Source organism: Arthrobacter sp. C152 (assembly GCF_054890965.1).
Genome location: NZ_JBTZSU010000001.1, coordinates 115,180 through 134,406, shown reverse-complemented (window position 1 = coordinate 134,406; position 19,227 = coordinate 115,180). Strand labels below are relative to the sequence as shown.

At 68.6% G+C, this 19,227-nt stretch carries 15 protein-coding genes and 1 tRNA gene; 4 read left to right on the top strand and 12 right to left on the bottom strand.

Annotation, left to right across the window (positions count from 1 at the left end):
* Nucleotides 1-90: 90 nt before the first annotated feature.
* The 5 genes from pth to ACYSM9_RS00590 all read right to left on the bottom strand — a co-directional run bounded on the left by pth (nucleotide 91) and on the right by ACYSM9_RS00590 (nucleotide 4,320).
* On the bottom strand, nucleotides 91-687 hold the full coding sequence (gene pth, locus ACYSM9_RS00610) for an aminoacyl-tRNA hydrolase (protein ID WP_461855041.1): 597 nt from the start codon (nucleotides 685-687) through the stop codon (nucleotides 91-93).
* 99 nt (nucleotides 688-786) lie between these two features.
* Complete coding sequence (locus ACYSM9_RS00605) at nucleotides 787-1,413, bottom strand: 50S ribosomal protein L25/general stress protein Ctc (RefSeq protein WP_461855040.1); 627 nt, start codon at nucleotides 1,411-1,413, stop codon at nucleotides 787-789.
* Between the two features lie 268 nt (nucleotides 1,414-1,681).
* A complete protein-coding gene (locus tag ACYSM9_RS00600) occupies nucleotides 1,682-2,662 on the bottom strand; it encodes a ribose-phosphate diphosphokinase (protein WP_461855039.1) in 981 nt (326 codons plus the stop codon).
* 4 nt (nucleotides 2,663-2,666) lie between these two features.
* Entirely contained in the window at nucleotides 2,667-4,145 is a 1,479-nt protein-coding gene (glmU, locus tag ACYSM9_RS00595) for a bifunctional UDP-N-acetylglucosamine diphosphorylase/glucosamine-1-phosphate N-acetyltransferase GlmU (protein ID WP_461855038.1), read from the bottom strand.
* Nucleotides 4,146-4,248: 103 nt separating this feature from the next.
* Nucleotides 4,249-4,320, bottom strand: a tRNA-Gln gene (locus tag ACYSM9_RS00590).
* 135 nt (nucleotides 4,321-4,455) lie between these two features.
* Here ACYSM9_RS00590 and ACYSM9_RS00585 point away from each other — a divergent pair.
* Nucleotides 4,456-5,082 (top strand): TetR/AcrR family transcriptional regulator, encoded by a 627-nt coding sequence (locus tag ACYSM9_RS00585; RefSeq protein WP_461855037.1) that lies wholly within the window; start codon nucleotides 4,456-4,458, stop codon nucleotides 5,080-5,082.
* Nucleotides 5,083-5,251: 169 nt separating this feature from the next.
* Here ACYSM9_RS00585 and ACYSM9_RS00580 read toward each other — a convergent pair whose 3' ends face one another.
* From ACYSM9_RS00580 to ACYSM9_RS00560, 5 genes are all read right to left on the bottom strand, one after another.
* Nucleotides 5,252-7,075 carry an ABC-F family ATP-binding cassette domain-containing protein gene (locus tag ACYSM9_RS00580; RefSeq protein ID WP_461855036.1) on the bottom strand — a complete coding sequence of 608 codons (1,824 nt, stop codon included), beginning with the start codon at nucleotides 7,073-7,075 and terminating at the stop codon, nucleotides 5,252-5,254.
* A gap of 33 nt (nucleotides 7,076-7,108) precedes the next feature.
* Nucleotides 7,109-8,062 (bottom strand): 4-(cytidine 5'-diphospho)-2-C-methyl-D-erythritol kinase, encoded by a 954-nt coding sequence (locus ACYSM9_RS00575; protein WP_461855199.1) that lies wholly within the window; start codon nucleotides 8,060-8,062, stop codon nucleotides 7,109-7,111.
* A gap of 5 nt (nucleotides 8,063-8,067) precedes the next feature.
* Nucleotides 8,068-8,940 (bottom strand): 16S rRNA (adenine(1518)-N(6)/adenine(1519)-N(6))-dimethyltransferase RsmA, encoded by an 873-nt coding sequence (rsmA, locus tag ACYSM9_RS00570; protein ID WP_461855035.1) that lies wholly within the window; start codon nucleotides 8,938-8,940, stop codon nucleotides 8,068-8,070.
* 107 nt (nucleotides 8,941-9,047) lie between these two features.
* Nucleotides 9,048-10,208, bottom strand: coding sequence for a transglycosylase family protein (locus ACYSM9_RS00565; protein ID WP_461855034.1), 1,161 nt, complete (start codon nucleotides 10,206-10,208; stop codon nucleotides 9,048-9,050).
* Nucleotides 10,209-10,490: 282 nt separating this feature from the next.
* Nucleotides 10,491-11,396: a TatD family hydrolase gene (locus tag ACYSM9_RS00560; protein WP_461855033.1), complete on the bottom strand. Its 906-nt coding sequence runs from the start codon at nucleotides 11,394-11,396 to the stop codon at nucleotides 10,491-10,493.
* A 163-nt stretch (nucleotides 11,397-11,559) separates the two neighbouring features.
* Here ACYSM9_RS00560 and ACYSM9_RS00555 point away from each other — a divergent pair, with 163 nt between their 5' ends.
* From ACYSM9_RS00555 to ACYSM9_RS00545, 3 genes are read left to right on the top strand one after another with little or no spacing between them, the layout of a single operon-like run.
* Nucleotides 11,560-12,654: an AAA family ATPase gene (locus ACYSM9_RS00555; RefSeq protein WP_461855032.1), complete on the top strand. Its 1,095-nt coding sequence runs from the start codon at nucleotides 11,560-11,562 to the stop codon at nucleotides 12,652-12,654.
* A gap of 9 nt (nucleotides 12,655-12,663) precedes the next feature.
* On the top strand, nucleotides 12,664-14,088 hold the full coding sequence (locus ACYSM9_RS00550; protein ID WP_461855031.1) for a DUF58 domain-containing protein: 1,425 nt from the start codon (nucleotides 12,664-12,666) through the stop codon (nucleotides 14,086-14,088).
* Entirely contained in the window at nucleotides 14,085-16,556 is a 2,472-nt protein-coding gene (locus tag ACYSM9_RS00545) for a DUF3488 and transglutaminase-like domain-containing protein (RefSeq protein WP_461855030.1), read from the top strand. Before ACYSM9_RS00550 ends, ACYSM9_RS00545 begins: the two co-directional genes overlap by 4 nt.
* Nucleotides 16,557-16,656: 100 nt before the next feature.
* Here ACYSM9_RS00545 and ACYSM9_RS00540 read toward each other — a convergent pair whose 3' ends face one another.
* Entirely contained in the window at nucleotides 16,657-18,156 is a 1,500-nt protein-coding gene (locus ACYSM9_RS00540; protein WP_461855029.1) for an NAD-dependent succinate-semialdehyde dehydrogenase, read from the bottom strand.
* A gap of 181 nt (nucleotides 18,157-18,337) precedes the next feature.
* Nucleotides 18,338-19,213: a 16S rRNA (cytidine(1402)-2'-O)-methyltransferase gene (gene rsmI / locus ACYSM9_RS00535; RefSeq protein ID WP_461855028.1), complete on the bottom strand. Its 876-nt coding sequence runs from the start codon at nucleotides 19,211-19,213 to the stop codon at nucleotides 18,338-18,340.
* Between the last annotated feature and the right edge of the window lie 14 nt (nucleotides 19,214-19,227).

The window sequence follows — 19,227 nt, the reverse complement described above, 5'->3', positions numbered from 1 at the left end:
TAGCGGGATGTAGCCCCATTGCTCCCCCGCATAGGAAGTAGAGTACCCTGCCGGGCCGACAAGGAGACAGGCCAAAGGCCCTTTAAGTTTTTATTGCAGACCGGCGGATTTTGCCGGGTGGAACTTCTGTTGGGCCGCCGTGAGGCCTTCCCGGAGCAGGGACTCCACGGCGTCGGCAGCCTCGTCGAGCAGGAACGGGAGATCCTTGAGCTCGGCGGTACCGAAGTCGCGCAGGACGTAGTCGGCGGTGTCCATCCTGCCGGGAGGCCTGCCGACACCCACACGGACCCGCGCGTAGTCCTTGGTGCCCAGCGCCTTGGAGATGTCGCGCAGGCCGTTGTGGCCGCCTTCTCCCCCGCCGATCTTGAGCTTCACGGTATTGAACGGGATGTCGATCTCGTCGTGCACCGCCACCACATGGTCCGGCGCGATGCCGAAGAAGTTCGCCAGTACGGCGACGGGGCCGCCGGAGACGTTCATGTAGGTCATCGGCTTCGCCAGGACGACCCGCGGGCCGCCGATTCCCAGGCGCCCCTCAACCACCTGGGCGCGTGCCTTGTGGGTCTTGAAAGCCGCCCCTACGCGGCCGGCGAGTTCGTCAAGGACCATCTGGCCGACATTGTGCCGGTTCCCTTGGTACTGCGCGCCGGGGTTGCCGAGGCCGACGATCAGCCAGGTATCAGTCATGGATCAATCCTATGGTGGGCGGACGGGGCACTGCCGGGGGCAGACATGGCAGTGGCCGGACCCCGGGGGATCCGGCCACTGGCATGGCATGCGGAGTGATTACTCGGCAGCGGCTTCTTCGGCTGCTTCCGGTGCTTCCTCTGCGGCAGCCTCGGGTGCTGCTGCTTCGGTTTCCTCTTCCTCGGCGATCTCGACTGCCTCGGAGATGTTCACCACGAGGGCCTCGGCGTCGGTCAGCAGGACGGTGCCCTTGGGCAGGACCAGGTCGGAGCCGTGGACGTGCTCGCCGGCGCCGCGGCCTTCGATGCTGACCTCGATGGCGGTGGGCAGGTGGGTGGCCTCGGCTTCGAGGGACACGACGGCCAGTTCCAGGTTGTGGACGGTGCCGGGGGCGGACTCGCCTGCAACGTGGACGGGAACGTCAACCGTGACCTTTTCGCCCTGGCGGACGGTCAGGAGGTCGATGTGCTCGATGATCTGCTTTACGGGATCGCGCTGGACGTCCTTCACCAGGGCCAGGTGGCCTTCGCCGTTGATGTCCAGGGACAGCAGGGCGTTGGCGGTGCGGACGGCCAGGGTGGTGGCCTTGGCCGGCAGGGTGACGTGGATGGGCTCAGCGCCGTGGCCGTAGATGACGGCGGGGATCTGGTTGTTGGCGCGGGCACGGCGGGCGTAGCCCTTGCCGAATTCGGTGCGCAGTTCTGCTGCGAGCTTCTGCTCAGACATGGATATCTCCTTGAAGACTGAAGGGGTTCAGCAAGGGCGGAGGTCTGGTGTGACCTTCAACGCCGGGCCGGCTCGCGGCCCTTCAAGAAGGCAGTCCCTCAGGTGAAGGACAAGCAGACCCAGTCGATAACGGAGGCTATGCTCTCCCTCGCCAAGGTTTCGTGGACAAGCCTACCAGCGCGGGCCCGTTTACCGTAATCGGGGAATGTCGGCAATTGAGCCTGTCGAAAGCCCGGGGGCGGGTTTCGACAGGCTCAACCACCGCAGGCTAGGCCTTGCCGTCGAAGAGGCTGGTGACCGAGCCGTCGTCGAACACTTCACGGACTGCGCGGGCGATCAGCGGGGCGATGGACAGCACGGTCAGCTGCGGGAACTGCTGGGACGCGGTGAGCGGAAGCGTATTGGTGACCACCACTTCGCGGGCGCCGGACTCGGAGAGGCGGCGGGCAGCGGGGTCGGAGAAGACTGCGTGGGTCGCGGCGATGATGACGTCCTTGGCCCCTGCATTCTTCAGCACCGTCACGGCGCCGGAAATGGTTCCGCCGGTGTCGATCATGTCGTCGATCAGCACGCAGGTGCGGCCCTCGATCTGGCCCACGACGGTCTTCGAGACTGCCTGGTTGGGCACGGTCAGGTCGCGGCTCTTGTGCACGAACGCCAGCGGAGCGCCGCCGAGCCGCTCTGCCCACTGCTCGGCCACGCGGACGCGGCCGGTGTCCGGCGAGACAACCGTGATGTTGTCCGCCTCGACGCGGGTGCGGATGTAGTCGGCCAGCAGCGGGATGGCCATCAGGTGGTCAACGGGGCCGTCGAAGAAACCCTGGATCTGCGAGGTGTGCAGGTCAACGCTCATGATGCGGTCCGCGCCGGCGGTCTTGTAGAGATCGGCCACCAGGCGGGCGGAGATGGGCTCGCGGCCGCGGCCCTTCTTGTCCTGCCGTGCGTAGGGGTAGAACGGCGAGACCACGGTGATGCGCTTGGCGGAGGCCCGCTTCAGCGAATCGATCATGATCAGCTGTTCCATGAGGTGGTTGTTCAGCGGGGCGGGGTGAGCCTGGATCACGAAGGCATCCGTGCCGCGGACGCTTTCCCCGGCACGGACGTAGATCTCACCGTTGGCGAAGTCGTAGGCGTCCACGGGAAGGAGGTCGGTGCCGAGCTCCTTGGCGATTTCCCGCGCCAGCTCCGGGTGTGCCCGCCCGGTGGCGAGCACCAGCTTCTTTTCGCCGTGCGCCGTAATTTCGCTCATGTTCTTACTTGCCCTCTTCTGTAGATGCCGGGGTACTTGAGGAGTGTTGGGTGGCCGCCTGGGCCAGTTCAGCGGAGCGGGTGCCCGGACGGTTCGCGGCGACCCACCCTTCGGCGTTGCGCTGCGGCGCAACGTTCACCACCAGGGCTCCCGCGGGCACGTCCTTGCGTATCACCGCGCCGGCGCCGCTGTAGGCGCCGTCCCCCACGGTGACCGGGGCAACAAAGACGGTGTTGGAGCCTGTCCGGACGCCCGAGCCGATGACCGTGCGGTGCTTCTTCTCGCCGTCGTAATTGGCCGTGATGTTTCCACAGCCGATGTTGGTGTCTTCGCCGATTTCGGCGTCGCCTGCGTAGCCGAGGTGGGACAGCTTGGAGCCGCGCCCGATAGTGACGTTCTTCGTTTCGTAAAAGGCACCGATCTTGCCCTTTTCACCCAGGACCGTGCCGGGGCGCAGGTAGGTGAAGGGCCCGACGGCGGCGCGCGGGCCGATGATGGAGCCGGAACCGTGCGTGCGGACCACGGTGGCGCCTTCACCCACGGTGACGTCCGTCAGCGTGGTGTCGGGTCCGACGACGGCGTCCCTCGCCACAGTGGTGGCGCCGTGCAGCTGGGTGTTGGGCAGCAGGCGGACGTCCTCGTCGAGCGTTACGGTGGAGTCGATCCAGGTGGTGGCCGGGTCCACCACCGTGACGCCCGCGCGCATCCAGGCTTCGACGGTGCGGCGGTTCAGCTCGGCGCCGAGGGCGGACAGCTGGACGCGGTCGTTGGCGCCTTCCACCTGCCAGCGGTCCGCGGTGACGACGGCGGCCACCCGGCCGCCTGCCTCGCGTGCCAGTTCCAGCACGTCGGTCAGGTACTTCTCGCCCTGGGCGTTGTCGGTGGTCACCTTGGCCAATGCGTCCCTGAGCAGGCCGGCGTCGAAGGCGTAGATTCCGGAGTTGACTTCGCGGATCAGCCGTTCGGCCTCGGAGGCGTCCTTGTGCTCGCGGATCCCGGTGACCGTGCCATCCTCCCCGCGGAGGATGCGGCCGTAGCCGGTGGCGTCGTCCAGGACGGCGGTGAGGACCGTGACCGCGTTGGCGTCACGCTCATGGGTGGCGACGAGTTCGGCGAGCAGTTCGCCGGAGAGCAGGGGGACGTCCCCGTAGGTGACCACCACGGTGCCGGCCAGGTGGCCCTCGGCGTCCAGCGCCTCGAGGCCTGCCTCAACGGCGCGGCCGGTGCCGGGAATGTCGTCCTGGTCCACGATGACCGCCTTGGGGTCCAGCGCGGAAACGTGTCCGGCCACGAGGTCGCGTTCGTGGCGCACCACGATGGCCAGCTGCTGCGGGTTGATGCTGCGCGCTGCCCGGAGGGCATGCCCCACCATGGACAGGCCGCCGATTTCGTGGAGGATCTTTGGCGTACGCGACTTCATCCGGGTACCGGCGCCTGCTGCCAGAACGATTACAGCGGCCGGGCCGGCATTCTCGGGGATCACGTACGGGCTCTCCTTGCTTGGTTGTGCTGGCGCTGCGCGGTGTACAGCCGGCTCGCCGGCCCCGCACCGGGTGCCATCCTACTGAACGCTCCTCGCACAGCAGTTCCGCCCATAGGATTCGAACCTATACTCCACGGCTCCAAAGGCCGGGGTGCTGCCGTTACACCAGAGCGGACCGTGCCGTGGGCGCAAGGCCCGGGCACAAGTCCCTATTTTGCCACGGGTTCAGGGCAGCGCGCGACCAAGGGGCGTCCGCCCCGTGCCGGCCGCGCCGGAATCCGGGCCCCGGCAGGTGGTGCATGATGGAAATGTGAGCAACAACCTTCCGCGGACGCGGATGACTGGCCTGCAGCGGCGAAGCCAGCTGATCGACGTCGGCCGCGGCCTCTTTGCCGTCCGCGGCCTGGACGGAACCACCATCGAGGAAATCGCCGCCTGCGCGGGCGTGTCCAAGCCGGTTATCTACGAACACTTCGGCTCCAAGGAAGGCCTCTACACCGAGGTGGTGGACTTCGAATTCCACATCCTGCTGGACGCGGTCAACACCGCCCTGACGGAGGAGGCAAAACCCCGCGTCCTGGTGGAACGCGCGGCGCTGGCCCTGCTGACCTACATCGAAGAGCGCACCGAGGGCTTCCGGATCCTGATGCGCGACGCTCCCCCGTCCCAGCCTGAAGGCGCGTTCTCAACGCTCCTGTCCCATGTGACTGCCCGGGTGGAGCACATCCTCTCGGACGAGTTCTCCCGGCGCGGCTTCAGCGGGCAGGACGGCGCCATGTACGCCCAGATGCTCGTCGGCATGGTGGCCATGACCGGCCAGTGGTGGCAGGACAGCCGCCAGCCCGACAAGCACACCGTGGCCGCGCACCTGGTCAACCTCGCCTGGAACGGCCTGACCGGCCTGAAGAAGGAACCGGAGCTGCAGTCCGAGCCTTAGTCGTGGTCACCTTCGGGCGCGGGGCACCTGTCCTCTGCGTGCTGCTCCCCAGCGGCGCCCTGGCCTCGCAAGCTCAGCAAGGGAACCCTTGCCGCTGTGGGCCCACTTCGTCGCTTTGACGCACGCTGCCGGACAGCCGCCCCACTCCCGTGCGCCGCCGTCGCCTTTGTCAGTCGCCCAGGAGCTCTGAGGACTCCAGCCACTCCATTTCCAGGGCGTCCTTTTCGTCCGTGAGGTCCTTGAGCTGTTTGTTCTGGTCGGCGAGCTTGTCGAAGTCGCCGGCCTCGGTGGTCTTCAGCATCAGGTCGTGAAGCTTCTTTTCCTCTTGGTCCAGCTTCTTGAGCTGCCGCTCGATCCTGTTCAGGGCCTTGCGGGCCTCGCGCTTCTCGGCTTCGGAGGGACCGGACGCCGAAGCTGCCGCGGCCTGGCCGGCGCTGGTGACGGGGTTGCCGCCGCCAGTGACGGTGGAACCGGCCAGGGCGGCCTCCCGCAGCTCCAGGTACTGGTCCACGCCGCCGGGAAGGCCGCGGAGCTTGCCGTCGCCCAGCAGGGCCATCTGGTGGTCCGTGACGCGTTCGAGCAGGTACCGGTCGTGGCTGACCACGACCAGGGTGCCGGGCCAGCCGTCCAGGACGTCCTCCACGGCGGCGAGGGTGTCGGTATCGAGGTCGTTTGTGGGCTCGTCGAGCATCAGCACGTTCGGCTCCCCCACGAGCAGCCGCAGCAGCTGCAGGCGGCGCCGCTCACCACCGGAGAGGTCCTTCACCGGCGTCCACTGCTTTTGGTTGGTGAAGCCGAGCTGCTCCACCAGCTGGCCTGCCGTGAATTCCCTGCCGCCGACGTTGAAGGAACGCTTTTCCCGCTCGATGACCTCGATGACCCGCAGGTCCGCGACGTCGTCGAGCTCCTTGACCTCCTGGGTGAGCACCGCGGTGACCACGGTCTTACCCCGCTTGAGCTTCCCGGCGTCCGGCGCAATCTCGCCGTTCAGGAGTTTCAGCAGCGTGGTCTTGCCCGCACCGTTGACGCCCACCAGGCCCAGCCGCTCGCCGGGTGCGAGGCGCAGGGTGATGTTGTCGAAAAGCTTCTTTCCGGCGTCGCCCTCGAAGTTCAGCGACACGTGCTCCAGGTCCAGGACGTCCTTGCCCAGCCGGGCGGTTGCCATTTTGTTCAGGGCCATGGAGTCGCGGGGAGCCGGGACGTCGGCGATCAGGGCATTGGCCGCTTCAATCCGGAATTTCGGCTTGGAGGTCCGGGCCGGGGCGCCGCGGCGCAGCCAGGCCAGTTCCTTCTTGACCAGTTGCTGGCGCTTGCTTTCCACCACGGACGCCATCCGGTCGCGCTCGGCACGGGCCAGCACGTAGGCGGCGTATCCGCCTTCGAAGGGGTCCACGATCCCGTCGTGCACTTCCCAGGTCTTGGTGCAGACTTCGTCAAGGAACCAGCGGTCGTGGGTGACCACCAGGAAGGCGCCCTGGTTGGCACGCCAGCGCGTCTTCAGGTGCCGCGCCAGCCAGGCCACGCCCTCGACGTCGAGGTGGTTGGTTGGCTCGTCGAGCATGATGACGTCGTGGTCCTCGATCAGCAGCTTGGCCAGCGCCACGCGGCGCTTTTGGCCGCCGGAGAGCGCATGGACGTTGGCGTGCCAGTCGACGTCGGACACCAGGCCGCCCATGATTTCCCGGATACGGGGGTTGCGGGCCCACTCGTAGTCCGCCTGGTCGCCGACGATCGCCGCGCCCACCGTCAGGTCGCCGTCGAGCACGTCGCTTTGGTCCAGGTACCCCACGTTGACGTCCCCGCGCTTGGTGACGCGGCCGGAGTCCGGCGTGGAGCGCAGGGCCAGCAGCCGCATGAGGGTGGATTTGCCGTCGCCGTTGCGGCCCACCATGCCGATCCGGTCGCCCTCCTCGAGCCCCAGGGTGACGCCGTCCAGGACGGTGCGGGTTGCATAGGCGACGGTGAGGTTTTCGCCGCCAAGAAGGTGTGCCAAAGGGAACTGCTTTCTGCTGCCGGGCTGGAAGAACTAAAGGAGGGTGTCGGAAATGATGCGTGCGCCGGGGACGGGACCGTGGACGGGCAGGGCCGTCAAGCCAAAGCGGCGCAGGTCGTCGGCAAGTGCTTCGGCAGCCGCGGAGTCGTCCGCCAGCAGGGCGACCGTGGGCCCGGAGCCGGAAACGATCCCGGCGACGGCGCCGTGGGACTCCCCGATTCCCAGCGTATCGCGCAGCGCCGGTGCGAGGTCGATGGAGGCCCGCTGGAGATCGTTGACCAGGACGCGGCTCAGGGCTTCGGCGTCGCCGCTGCGCAGCGCCGTGAGGATCTGGGGATCGACGTCGGAGGGTTCGCCGGCGCTGACGCCTTCGGCGTCGCGGAGCCTGTCCAGCGTGCGGTACACCTCCGGGGTGGACAGGCCGTAGTCGGCGACGACCAGCACCCAGTGCGTCTGCGCCTTCGCCAGCGCCGGGGACAGTTTGTCGCCCAGCCCCAGGCCCACGGCCGTGCCACCCAGGAGCGAGAAGGGCACGTCCGCACCCAGTTCCGCGGCCAGGTGCGCCAGTTCCTCCCGGGAGAGTCCGCTGCTCCAGAGCGCGTCGCAGGCCAGCAGGGTGGCTGCGGCATCCGCGGAGCCGCCGCCCATGCCGCCGGCCACCGGAACACGTTTGGTGATCTCCAGGTGCACGCCAGTGGCATGCTCGGAGACGTCGGCCATGATGGCGGCGGCTTTGTAGGCCAGGTTGCTGCTGTCCAGGGGGATGTCGACGGCGTCAAGGTCCAGCGTGCTGGATGGGCTGAGGCTGACGGTGATTCCGGGAGTGGCGGTGCTGGTGGCTGCGACCTCTTCGTAGAGGGACACGGCCAGGTAGACGCTGGCCACCGAGTGGTAGCCGTCCGGCCGGAGCGGGCCCACGGAGAGCGAGACGTTGACCTTGCCGGGGGCTTTGACCCGGACGGTCCTGGCGGCGAAGCGCCCTGGCAGGACGCTCACGAGATTGTTTCCCGGGCTTCGGCGATCCTTGCGAACGCCGCGATGTCGATGACCTCGCCGCGCGCCGTCGGATCGACGCCTGCTGCCACGAGGCAGCGCTCGGCCTGCGGGGCCCCGCCGGCCCAGCCGGCAAGGGCGGCGCGGAGCGTCTTGCGGCGCTGGGCAAAGGCGGCGTCGATCACCGCGAAGACCTGTTCGCGGGTGGCTTTCGTTGCCGGCGGCTCCCGGCGGGTGAACGCGACCAGCCCGGAGTGGATTTTTGGCGCCGGCCAGAAGACGTTCATTCCAATGACGCCGGCCTTGCGCATGTGGCTGTACCAGGCGGCTTTCACGGACGGGACGCCGTAGGTCTTCGAACCCGGGCCCGCGGCCAGCCGGTCCGCCACCTCATCCTGCACCATGACCAGGCCATGCTTGAGGCTGGGGAAGTGCTGCAGGAGGTGCAGCACCACGGGCACCGCTACGTTGTAGGGCAGGTTGGCCACCAGCGCGGTGGGCTCCACGGGCAGTTCCGTGACCTTCATGGCGTCCGCGTGCACCAGGTGGAAGGACCCGGCGGCGGAGGGGCGCCACTCCTTCACGGTTTCCGGAAGCTTTGCAGCGAGGACGGGATCGATTTCGACGGCGACGACGGCGGCTGCGGCGTCGAGCAGGCCCAGGGTCAGGGACCCCAGGCCCGGGCCGACTTCGAGGACGGTTTCGTCCGGCTGCACGCCGGCGGCGGCAACGATCCTGCGGATGGTGTTGCCGTCGATGACGAAGTTTTGGCCCAGCGTCTTGGTGGGCCTGATCCCGATTTCCTCTGCCAGCCGGCGAATGTCGGATGCACCGAACAGCGGTGCGGGCGCGGCGGGGATCGGTTCAGTCACCTAGGTATCCTATCCCGCGCCGCACTGCTGCCTGCCCGGATAACGGCTGTGGCCGGGCCGGAAATCCCGGGCCCGGCCACTGCCGTTGGTGTTCTGTTGCGAACGGATCAGCTGCTTGCTGCCCAGCCGCAGCCCCAGGGCTGCAGGCCGCGCTGGGCGTAGACCCGGTTGGCGATGTCGATCTGCTGCGCCTTGGTTGCCAGGCTGGCGTTCGGGGCGTAGGCGCCGCCGCCGGATCCGATCCAGGTGCGGATGTCGAACTGCAGGCCACCGTAGTAGCCGTTGCCGGTGTTGATGCTCCAGTTGCCGCCGGACTCGCACTGGGCGATCTTGTCCCACATGGCCTCGTTCATCATGGCCGGCGCCGCGGCACCGGTGTTCGCTCCCGCCGCGGCGGCTTCCGCCACCGGCTTGGCTTTGGTGCCCACTGTGACCTTTTCGGTGACGGGCTGGACGGCGACGTTCTCGGAGACCAGGGAGCGGGAGGCTTCACGTCCGTCCACCATGACCAGCTTGAAGGTGCGCTGGATCTTGCCTGCCGCACCGGCCTGGGTCACTTCCTTCTCGCCCTTGAGCATGTCCGCGCTTTCGGCGGTCACGGTCTGGAAAGGCACGTCCTCGGTGGTGACGGCAGTCTGGCTGGTGTCGACACGGGAAACCTTGATGACCATGTCGTTCACCACGTTGGCGTTGGCCGGCTGGGAGGTGCGGTCGTTCGCGGCGAGGCTGATGCCGGCTTCTTCGAGGACCTTGCCGACGGTGGCTGCCGTCGTGGTGGCGGTGTTCGCCTTGCCGTCGGCCACGATGCTGACGGACTTGGGGGTGGAGATGGCCACGTAGGAGCCTTCCAGCGACAGCTGGGCGTCCTTCGGAGCGGAAACGGAGGAGGCACTGGCGACGCCGAGTTCGGTCACCAGGTCTTCAACATCCTGGGCGGTGGTGTTGACCGTCTTCTCAGCCCCGTCCAGGCTGACCTTGACCTCTTTGGCCTGGTTGATGTTGATTACCGTTCCGTTGTGGACGGTTTGGTCCAGCGCGGGCGAGACCCTGTCGCTGGGCGTCAGTTCCAGGTTGGCGCTCTTGACCACCTGGCCCACCGTTCCGCCGAACGACTGCACCGAGGAGACCTTGCCGTCGACGTTGAGCGTGATGGTTTTGTTATTGCCGACGAAGGCTACGAGGCCGGCCACAAGGCCGCAAAGCACCAGCAGCTGGGCGCCCACCTTGATAAAGCTGAACTTGCCGTCCGATGTGAAGAACTTGATCACGATTGCCCGTAACTCTAGGTCCATCCGGGCACGGGGAACTGCGCAATAAAATGCCCGGTACCATCGCCAAGCAGGGACAGTCCGGGCACCGGTGCGCCGCCACACTCTTCCCCGGCCGCGCCCGCGTGCATACTGGCCGAGGCGGCTGTGGATCAAAGTGAAATTACCCGATGGCCTTCCCCGACCCCGGCTAATAGTTGTCCACTGTAACCGTAGCGTTATAAAGCGGCCAACATTTTTGCATACCAGGTATTGCCGGGCGTTACACGAACGGGACCATCGTCAGGCCCAGGAACCGTATGCCTGCAGGGTATTTTCGCTGATCTGGGTGCACAGCCCGCCGAGGTCGGAATCTGTCACATCGGCCATGGCACGCACCGTGTAGGGAACCATGTAGCTGGCGTTGGGCCGGCCGCGGTGCGGGTGCGGAGTCAGGAACGGGGCGTCCGTCTCCACCAGGAGGAGCCGGGGGTCCGCCACCGCGAGCGCGGCGCGCAGGTTCTCCGCGTTCTTGAAGGTCAGGGTGCCGGCGAACGACATCCACCACCCCTCCTTGTTGCAGGTCCTGGCCAGTTCCTCGTCGCCCGAGAAGCAATGGAAAACCACCCGATCCGGCGCGCCCTCTTCCCGAAGCACGCGGACCACATCGCTGTGGGCGTCCCGGTCGTGGATCTGGAGGGTAAGGTCCAGGCGCTTGGCGATGTCGATGTGCCGGCGGAACGAGTAGTCCTGGTGGGCCAGGCCTTCGCCCTTGGTGCGGTAGTAGTCGAGCCCGGTTTCGCCGATGGCACGGATGCGTGGATGGGCGGCAAGCCGCTCAATCTCTTCGAGCGCCGCCTCCAGTTCACCGCGGGCGGCGTAGCGGGGGGCGTCGTTCGGGTGCAGTGCCACCGCACCGAGCAGCCGCGGGTCCCGGTCCACTGCTTCCACCGTGAAACGCGAGGACTCCAGGTCGCAGCCCACCTGGACGGCGCCCTGGACGCCTACGGCCGCGGCCGCATCGAGGGCAGCCTTGATGCCCACGGGAGCCTTCCCCTCGGGGAAGTCCAGGTGGGTGTGGTTGTCCATAACGGGCACCGGCAAGGGTTCCGGTGCGGGGGGAAATTCCTTCCGGGGGCGTTCTTCCTGCCCGGAGGTTTCATCGGCGGCGGGCCCCCGGTAGGCGGCAGGAGTCAGCGGATTGCACATCCATCCAGCCTAGCCGCCGCCCGGCGCCCCTAATTCACCGGAACATTCTGTCAGCCGCGGCAGTTGTCTTAGTAGTCTGGTACGAACACATGCGAACGCCCACCGACGGGCGCAGGCAGGCTTGCTGTCCCGTCCAGGTGAAACCCGGGCTGAAAGGTTGCCGATGGAACCCCACCGACGCACTGCCGACAACGTGAGCGCTCCGAACCTGAACCTGGCCGGCGTCGGAGAGTCCGTGAGCCACCTGAGTCCGCACCGGCCCGAGCCCATGGATGTGGAGTCGTTCCACGCTGCCAGCCAGCGCATCCTGTCCACCGTCAACACGGTGATCGACGGCAAATCCGATGCCGCCCGGCTGGCGCTTACCGTCCTGCTCGCCCAAGGCCACCTGCTGCTGGAGGATGTGCCCGGCGTGGGCAAGACCCTGCTCGCGAAGACCCTCGCCCGGACCATCGACTGCACGGTCAACCGCATCCAGTTCACGCCTGACCTGCTGCCGTCCGACGTGACCGGAGTCTCCATCTACAACCAGGCCTCCAGGCTGTTCGAATTCCGCCCCGGCGCCGTCTTTGCCAACATCGTCATCGGCGACGAGATCAACCGCGCCTCCGCCAAGACGCAGTCCGCGCTGCTTGAATGCATGGAGGAGCACCAGGTCACGGTGGACGGCACCTCGTACCGGCTGGACGAACCGTTCATGGTGGTGGCCACCCAGAACCCCATCGAAATGGAGGGCACGTATCCGTTGCCGGAGGCCCAGCGTGACCGGTTCATGGCGCGGATCTCGATGGGCTACCCGGATAAGGACGCCGAAATCGAGATGCTGGAGACGCACCAGTCGGCCTCACCGCTGGCCTCGGTGGCAGCCGTGGTTTCCGCAGCGGATGTCGCGTCCATGATCGCCACGGTGCAGCAGGTCTTCGTCTCGCAGCCGGTCAAGGAATACACGGTGTCGCTGGGCAGGGCCACCAGGGAAAGCCCACTGCTGCGGCTCGGCGCGAGCCCGCGCTCGATGCTGCAGCTGCTGCGAGCCGCCAAGGCCACGGCGGCCCTGGACGGCCGCGACTTTGTCCTGCCCGACGACGTTCGGGACGTCGCCGAGGCGGTCCTGGCGCACCGGATCATCCTTGACCGGAAAGCGGCAGGTGCGGGCGAAACACCGCACAGCGTACTGCGGAACATCCTGTCCCGCCTGCCCGTGCCCCAGGACGGGCCGGCCGCCCGCGCCGCCGCGGTGGCAGGCCCCGGGAACCGCTAGGCGCGCACCATGGCCCTGCTGGACAGACTCCCCCGGCACCTGTTCACCAGGCGCGGGTGGGGCATGCTCGCGGCGGGAGCCGCCGCGCTGGCGGCGGCCCAGGTCATGGGGCGCCGGGACCTGCTGACGCTTGCGGTCCTGTTGCTCGTGCTGCCGCTGGTCTCGCTGGCCGGCATCCGCCTGGTCAAGCCCCGCTTCCGGGTCTACCGGGAGTTCAACCCATCCCCTGTGGAGACGTCCGCCCCCACCACCGTCAGCCTGGCCGTGGCACGCAGCGGTCCGGGCAGCGGGCTGGTCACCATGGAGGAACGCCTGCCCGCGCGTTTCGGTGAAACGCCGGCTTTCCGGTTCCCCTCCAGGTCCGCTGCCGGCGGCACCAGCCGCTACGAATACCAGCTCAGGTCCAGCCAGCGCGGCCAGTTCCGGATCGGGCCGGTCACGGCCGAGTTCACCGACCCCTTCGGGTTGTCCCTGCACCGCCAGGCCATAGACGACGGCGACATCCTCACCGTGACGCCGGCCGCCGTCGTGCTTCCCATGACCGGGCTGGCCGGCGCACGGGGCAATGACGGCGTGACGGCTACCCGCATCCGGGCCAACCCCAGCGACGACGATGTCATGACGCGTGAATACCGGCACGGCGACCCGATGCGCCGGGTGCATTGGGCCGCCACCGCCAGGCACGGGGAACTGATGGTGAGGCAGGAGGAATCGGTCACCACGCCCGAGGCAACGATCATCCTTGACCATCGGTTCGGAGCATTTTCCGGCGGCCCCGGCACGGCGGTACCCGGGCTCGCCAGTCCTGAGGGCCATGCGCTGGCCAGCAGCAGGACCTTCGAATGGACTGTGGTTGCCGCCATGTCAATCAGCGCGCACCTGGCCGAGCGCAACTACGTTTTGCGGCTGCTGGACACCGGCGGGCAGCCGGCGTTCCTGCACTCCCCCTCCTCGCCCGCCCCCACGGCCGAGGAATTCGCCGGGGCGGCCGGCCTGCAGTCGATAGCCGAAAGCCTCGCGGCCATCCAGCTCTCCGGGACGCACCATCCGCGGCGGGACGGCACCCCGGGCTACCGGAGCCACATCAGCCAGGACTCCGCGCCGCCCGCGTTTGACGACCAGCTCATGGACAAGCTGTCAGCGCACCGGATGCGCGGGCCCCTGATCGCGGTACTGGGACGGCTCACCGCCGAGGAAGCCCTCGCCCTCGCCCCGGCCGCCGCGTACGGCACCAACGCCTTTGCGCTGGTGGTCGCTGAAAAGCCCGGGGATTTCGAGGACGTCCTTGAAGTGCTGCGGCAGGGCGGCTGGCGGGCCGCGGCGGTGGCCCCGCACGTCAGCGTCGCTGCCGCCTGGACCCAGTTCGACCAGGACCTGGCCCTGCCGGTGGCGCCGGCAGCGGACGTGCGGCGCGGGGCGGGAATGCCGTCATGACCGTTGCACCAACCAGGCAGCAGGGCGCCGGACAGGGCACGGCGCAGACCGCCACGGGGCGCGGTGGCCGCCAGCGGGTGGGCGCCTACCCCTGGGCCATGGCCGCGTCCATCGCGGTGGGTGTCTGCGGGGCCGCCCTGTCCCTCAACGGCGTCCTGCGCGGCTGGAACTGGTACTGGGCCGTCCTGACCACCGTGGCGGCGGTCAGTTTCACCCTGGCCGCCCTCCGTTCCCTGCGGGCCCAGCCGTTGCTGGTCACCGCGGGAGGATTCCTTGCCCTGGGCGCCGTCCTGACACTGACGTTCTTCCGCAGTTCAAGCATCCTGTGGATCCTCCCCAGCGGTGCGAGCTTCCGTGACCTGGACCGCCTGATCCGGCGCGCCAGCGAGACCGTGCTGGGAGAGACCGCTCCGGTGGCGCCCAATGTGGGCATCGTCATGGTGATCTGCGCCGTGCTGGGCCTGGCCGTGATCCTCGTGGACGCACTCGCCGTACCACTGGGTATGCCGGCAGCCTCCGGGGCCGGGCTGCTGGCGCTGCTGGTGGTGCCGGCGATGATCAAGCCCCAGAGCGTGGGTGCGTGGAGTTTTGCCGTCACCGTGGCCGGGTACCTGATGGTTCTCGCCTGCAGCCAGTGGTTTGCGCCCGACGGCAGGATTCAGGCCAACTCCGCCCGCAGCCCGGGCATGCTGCGCCGGGCGGCCCTGACCGGCGCCGTGGCGCTGGTTGCCACGTTGGTCCTGCCGCTGGCAATCCCCGGCTTCGACCGCGGCACTTTCCCGCAGGGCTCACGGCTCAATCCGTGGGGCGGGTCAACCGGCCTGAACCCGATGATCACGCTGGGCAACAGCCTCCGGACGCCGGACGGCAGCGGCCGGATCACCTACGCCACCAGTTCGGCGTCGCCGCTCTACCTGCGCTCGGTCACGGTGGACAATTTCGACGGCGACTCGTGGGGACCGGACGACCGCGCCGGGTCCCGGCTGCCGCTGGCCGGCCGGATAGACCCGGGCTACGCCGTGCTGGCGGATGTGCAGGTGCGGCAGGTGACCGCCATCGACACCGGGTCCTTCAGCAGCCCCTACCTCCCGGCCCCCTACGCGCCGGAAACGATCCGCGGCCTGAGCGGGCAGTGGACGTGGGACCCCGCCACCCTCTCGATCAAGGGAACAGAGACAACAACGCGGCGGCAGGAGTACGTTGTCACGTCCGCCGTGCCCAGGCTTACGGCGGCACTGCTGGCGCAGTCCTCAGGCCCTGCCCGCGGTATCCCGGATGATTTCACCCGGATCCCGGGCAATGTCCCGGACATTGTGAGGAGCACTGCAAGGGCCGCAGCAGGTTCCGCGGCCACCCCGTACGCCAAGGCCATCGCCATCCAGAAGTACCTGCGGTCGGCGGAGTTTACCTATTCGCTGCAGTCCCCGGTGCAGGGCGGCTATGACGGCAACGGGCTTTCGGTCCTGGCGGACTTCCTGCAGCAAAAGAGCGGCTACTGCATCCACTACGCGTCCGCCATGGCCGTCATGGCGCGGCTGGAGGGGATCCCCAGCAGGATCGCGGTGGGCTATGCGCCCGGCAGGCTGACCGGGGCCACGGTGTCGGTGGCAGGCCAGGGCATGCTTCCCGAGTATGAGGCAGATGCCCGGGACGCGCATGCGTGGCCTGAGCTGTACTTCCAGGGACTGGGCTGGGTGCCCTTCGAGCCCACCCCCTCGCGCGGCGTGGTGCCCGACTACGCTACCGAGGCCTCCGCCTCTTCCGTGCCGGACGCCCTTGGCAACAACGACGGCCTGGTGCCTGACGCGGCCCCGGCTCCGAGCCCGAGTGCCAGCGCCGCCCCGCTGCCGGTGCCCGGGGCGGGCAACGGCCCGGACAGTGCCGCCGCGCTGGTGCCCTGGCTGCTGGGCACAGCCGCAGTGGTCGGAGCGGTCCTGCTGGCCGCCGCACCCCACCTGGTCCGCACGGGCCTCCGGGCACGGCGGCTGCGGCCGAAACGCCAGGAGGACGCCCTCCCGCTGGCGTGGAACGAACTCCTCGACCTCGGGACGGACTACGGCCTGCCGCCCGGGGCCAGTGAAACACCCAGGGCCTACGCCGCGCGCTTCCGCCGGTCGCTGCTGGGCGAACCGGGCGGGATGGATGAACCTGCGCACCAGGCCGTCGTGATGCTCACGGCTGGTTTCGAACGGTACAGGTACGGCCGGCCGGACGCTGATGGCCGCAGCGCCGGGGCCCTTCCGCCCACAGCGCCCATGCCGGACGCCGGACCCGGCCTCGCGGCCCTTGATGCGGCGCTCCGCGGGAACACCCCGCTGTCCCGGCGGCTGCGCGCGGCGTGGCTGCCCCCGTCAGTCATGGCGCGCCTGGCCCGCCTCCTGGGCCTGCCGTTCCGGGCTGCGGGCAGGACCGTCCTGAAGGCGGTCCGGGCCGCGGCGCACCGCTGGCCCCGGAAGACCACTGGATGACGGCTGCCGGCATTCTTTGGCAGGGCGCCGCCGGGGACGGGAAGGGCGCTGCCGGCCGGGATCATTCCGGCGGGCAGCGCCCTTTTCCTTGCGGCTCCGGTCAGCCGGCGTAGGGGTCGGCGACGCCGATGTACTGGGTGTAAAGGTACTCCTCGATGCCCTCGAGCCCGCCTTCGCGGCCCAGTCCGGACTGCTTGACGCCGCCGAAGGGTGCGGCCGCGTTGGAGATGACGCCGGCGTTCAGGCCCAGCATGCCGGTTTCGAGGCGTTCGCCCATGCGGATGCCGCGGTTCAGGTCCTGGGTGAAGACGTAGGCCACCAGACCGTACTCGGTGTTGTTGGCCAGCCGCACCGCTTCGTCCTCGGTGCTGAAGGTGATGATCGGCGCGACGGGGCCGAAGATCTCCTCTGACAGGATCCGGGTGCCCTCGGTGACGCCGGAGAGGATCGTGGGCTGGTAGAAGTACCCCGGACCTTCCACCGGTCCGCCGCCCAGGACGGCCTTCGCACCCGAGGCAACGGCGTCGGAGACCAGTTCGTGGACCTTGTCCCGGCTCTTGGCGTCGATCAGCGGGCCCACCTTGGATTCGGGCTCGGTTCCGCGGGCGGTGGTCATGTCCTTCATCTTCGCCGCGAACTTCTCCGCGAACTCCGCTGCGACCGATTCGTGCACGATGAAGCGGTTGGCCGCGGTGCACGCCTCGCCCATGTTCCGCAGCTTCGCCAGCATGGCACCGGCGACGGCGGCGTCCAGGTCGGCGTCCTCGAAGACCACGAACGGGGCGTTGCCGCCAAGTTCCATCGAGGTCCGCAGCACTGTCTCCGACGCGTCGGAGAGCAGGCGGCGGCCCACCTCGGTGGAGCCGGTGAAGGACAGCTTCCGAAGCCTTGCGTCCTTGATCAGTGGCCCGGTGGTGGCGCCGGCAGTGGAGGTGGGGATGACGTTCAGGACGCCGGCGGGCAGGCCCGCCTCCAGCATGACGGCGGCGAAGAGCTGCGACGTCAGCGGGGTCAGGTTCGCGGACTTCAGCACCATGGTGCAGCCGGCGGCGACGGCAGGGGCAATCTTCCGGGTGGCCATGGCCAGCGGGAAGTTCCACGGCGTGATCAGCAGGCAGGGGCCCACCGGCTTCTTGGTCACCAGCAGGCGGGACTTGCCGTCCGGGGCCACCGAGTAGCGGCCGAACGCGCGGACGGCTTCTTCGGAGAACCAGCGCAGGAACTCGGCACCGTAGGTGACCTCACCGCGGGCCTCGGCCAGCGGCTTGCCCATTTCCATGGTCATCAGCAGGGCGAAGTCGTCGGCCCGCTCGGTCACCAGGTCAAATGCCCGGCGCAGGATCTCCCCGCGTTCGCGCGGGGGCACCTTCGCCCAGGACTCCTGGGCGGCCACGGCGGCATCCAGTGCCGCGGCTCCATCCTCGGGCCCGGCGTCGGCGATGCTCAGCAGCACCTTCCCGGTGGCGGGATCCTCGACGTCGAACGTCTTGCCGGAAGCGGCGTCGCGCCACTCGCCATTGATGAGCAGCCCGGTGGGAACGGAGGCCAGAAGCCGGCTTTCGCGATCGGCGCTAACGGCAGGCTGTGCGGTGACAGTCACGATGACTCCCTCGTCAGTAGGGTTGTGGCAGCCCTTCGCCGGGCCGGAGTGACCGGGCTCATTGGGCTGATTAACAGCCAGACTACTGCCGGGTCCGTCCCGGGTCTACGCCGTTGCGCACTGCCAAAACGCCGCCGCGCTGTGCAGTTGCACAGCGCCCGGCGGCGGCTTGCGGGGACCGTCAGCGGGCGGCAAGGACCGCCGAGTACAGTTCCCGCTTGCTGACCCGCACGTCATCGGCCACGGCAGCCACGGCCTCCTTGAGCCGGATGCCCTGGGCCACCAGCTCGTTGACGGCGGCCACGTGGTCCTCGGGCTTCCCGGCCGCCTGCTCCGGCGCCCCGCCCAGGACCACCGCGATCTCGCCGCGGACTTCCGTGCTTTCCGCCCAGTGCAGCAGCTCACCGACGGTGCCGCGGATGACTTCCTCGTAGGTCTTGGTCAGTTCCCGGCACACGGCGACGGGGCGCTCGGCGCCGAACCGCTCACGCAGGGCACGCAGCATGGCCTCGAGCCGGTGCGGTGCCTCGAAGAACACCATGGTGCGGCGCTCCCCCGCAAGGTCGGACAGGCGCGAGGCGCGTTCACCGGCTTTGCGGGGAAGGAAACCCTCGAAGCAGAACCGGTCCGTGGGCAGGCCCGACAACGCCAGCGCAGTGAGGACGGCCGAGGGGCCGGGAACCGCGGTGACGGGGAGGCCCGCCGCGATGGCGCCCTCCACCAGCCGGAAGCCGGGGTCCGATACCGACGGCATGCCGGCGTCGGTCACCATGACCAGGGTGCTGCCGTTGCGGACCTGCTCCAGGAGGTCAGCCGTCCGGGAGGCCTCGTTGTGTTCGTGGTAGCTGATGACGCGGCCCGGCACGGTCACGCCCAGGCTCTGGACCAGCCGGTGGAGGCGGCGGGTGTCCTCGGCGGCCACGATGTCGGCCGTGCCGAGCAGCTCGACCAGGCGGGCGGAGGCATCACCGGTGTTCCCGATTGGTGTGGCGGCAAGCACGATGCGTCCCGCCGTCGACGGCGCGGGGGCAGGAAGGGGGCTGGGGTTCGGGTCCACCCACCCAGCCTACT

Bases quoted from the DNA above. Each gene is read 5' to 3' on its own strand.
- ACYSM9_RS00555 (WP_461855032.1), top strand. From the start codon at position 11,560: ATGGAACCCCACCGACGCACTGCCGACAACGTGAGCGCTCCGAACCTG.
- ACYSM9_RS00545 (WP_461855030.1), top strand. From the start codon at position 14,085: ATGACCGTTGCACCAACCAGGCAGCAGGGCGCCGGACAGGGCACGGCG.
- ACYSM9_RS00550 (WP_461855031.1), top strand. From the start codon at position 12,664: ATGGCCCTGCTGGACAGACTCCCCCGGCACCTGTTCACCAGGCGCGGG.
- pth (WP_461855041.1), bottom strand. From the start codon at position 687: ATGACTGATACCTGGCTGATCGTCGGCCTCGGCAACCCCGGCGCGCAG.
- ACYSM9_RS00560 (WP_461855033.1), bottom strand. From the start codon at position 11,396: ATGTGCAATCCGCTGACTCCTGCCGCCTACCGGGGGCCCGCCGCCGAT.
- ACYSM9_RS00600 (WP_461855039.1), bottom strand. From the start codon at position 2,662: ATGAGCGAAATTACGGCGCACGGCGAAAAGAAGCTGGTGCTCGCCACC.
- ACYSM9_RS00605 (WP_461855040.1), bottom strand. From the start codon at position 1,413: ATGTCTGAGCAGAAGCTCGCAGCAGAACTGCGCACCGAATTCGGCAAG.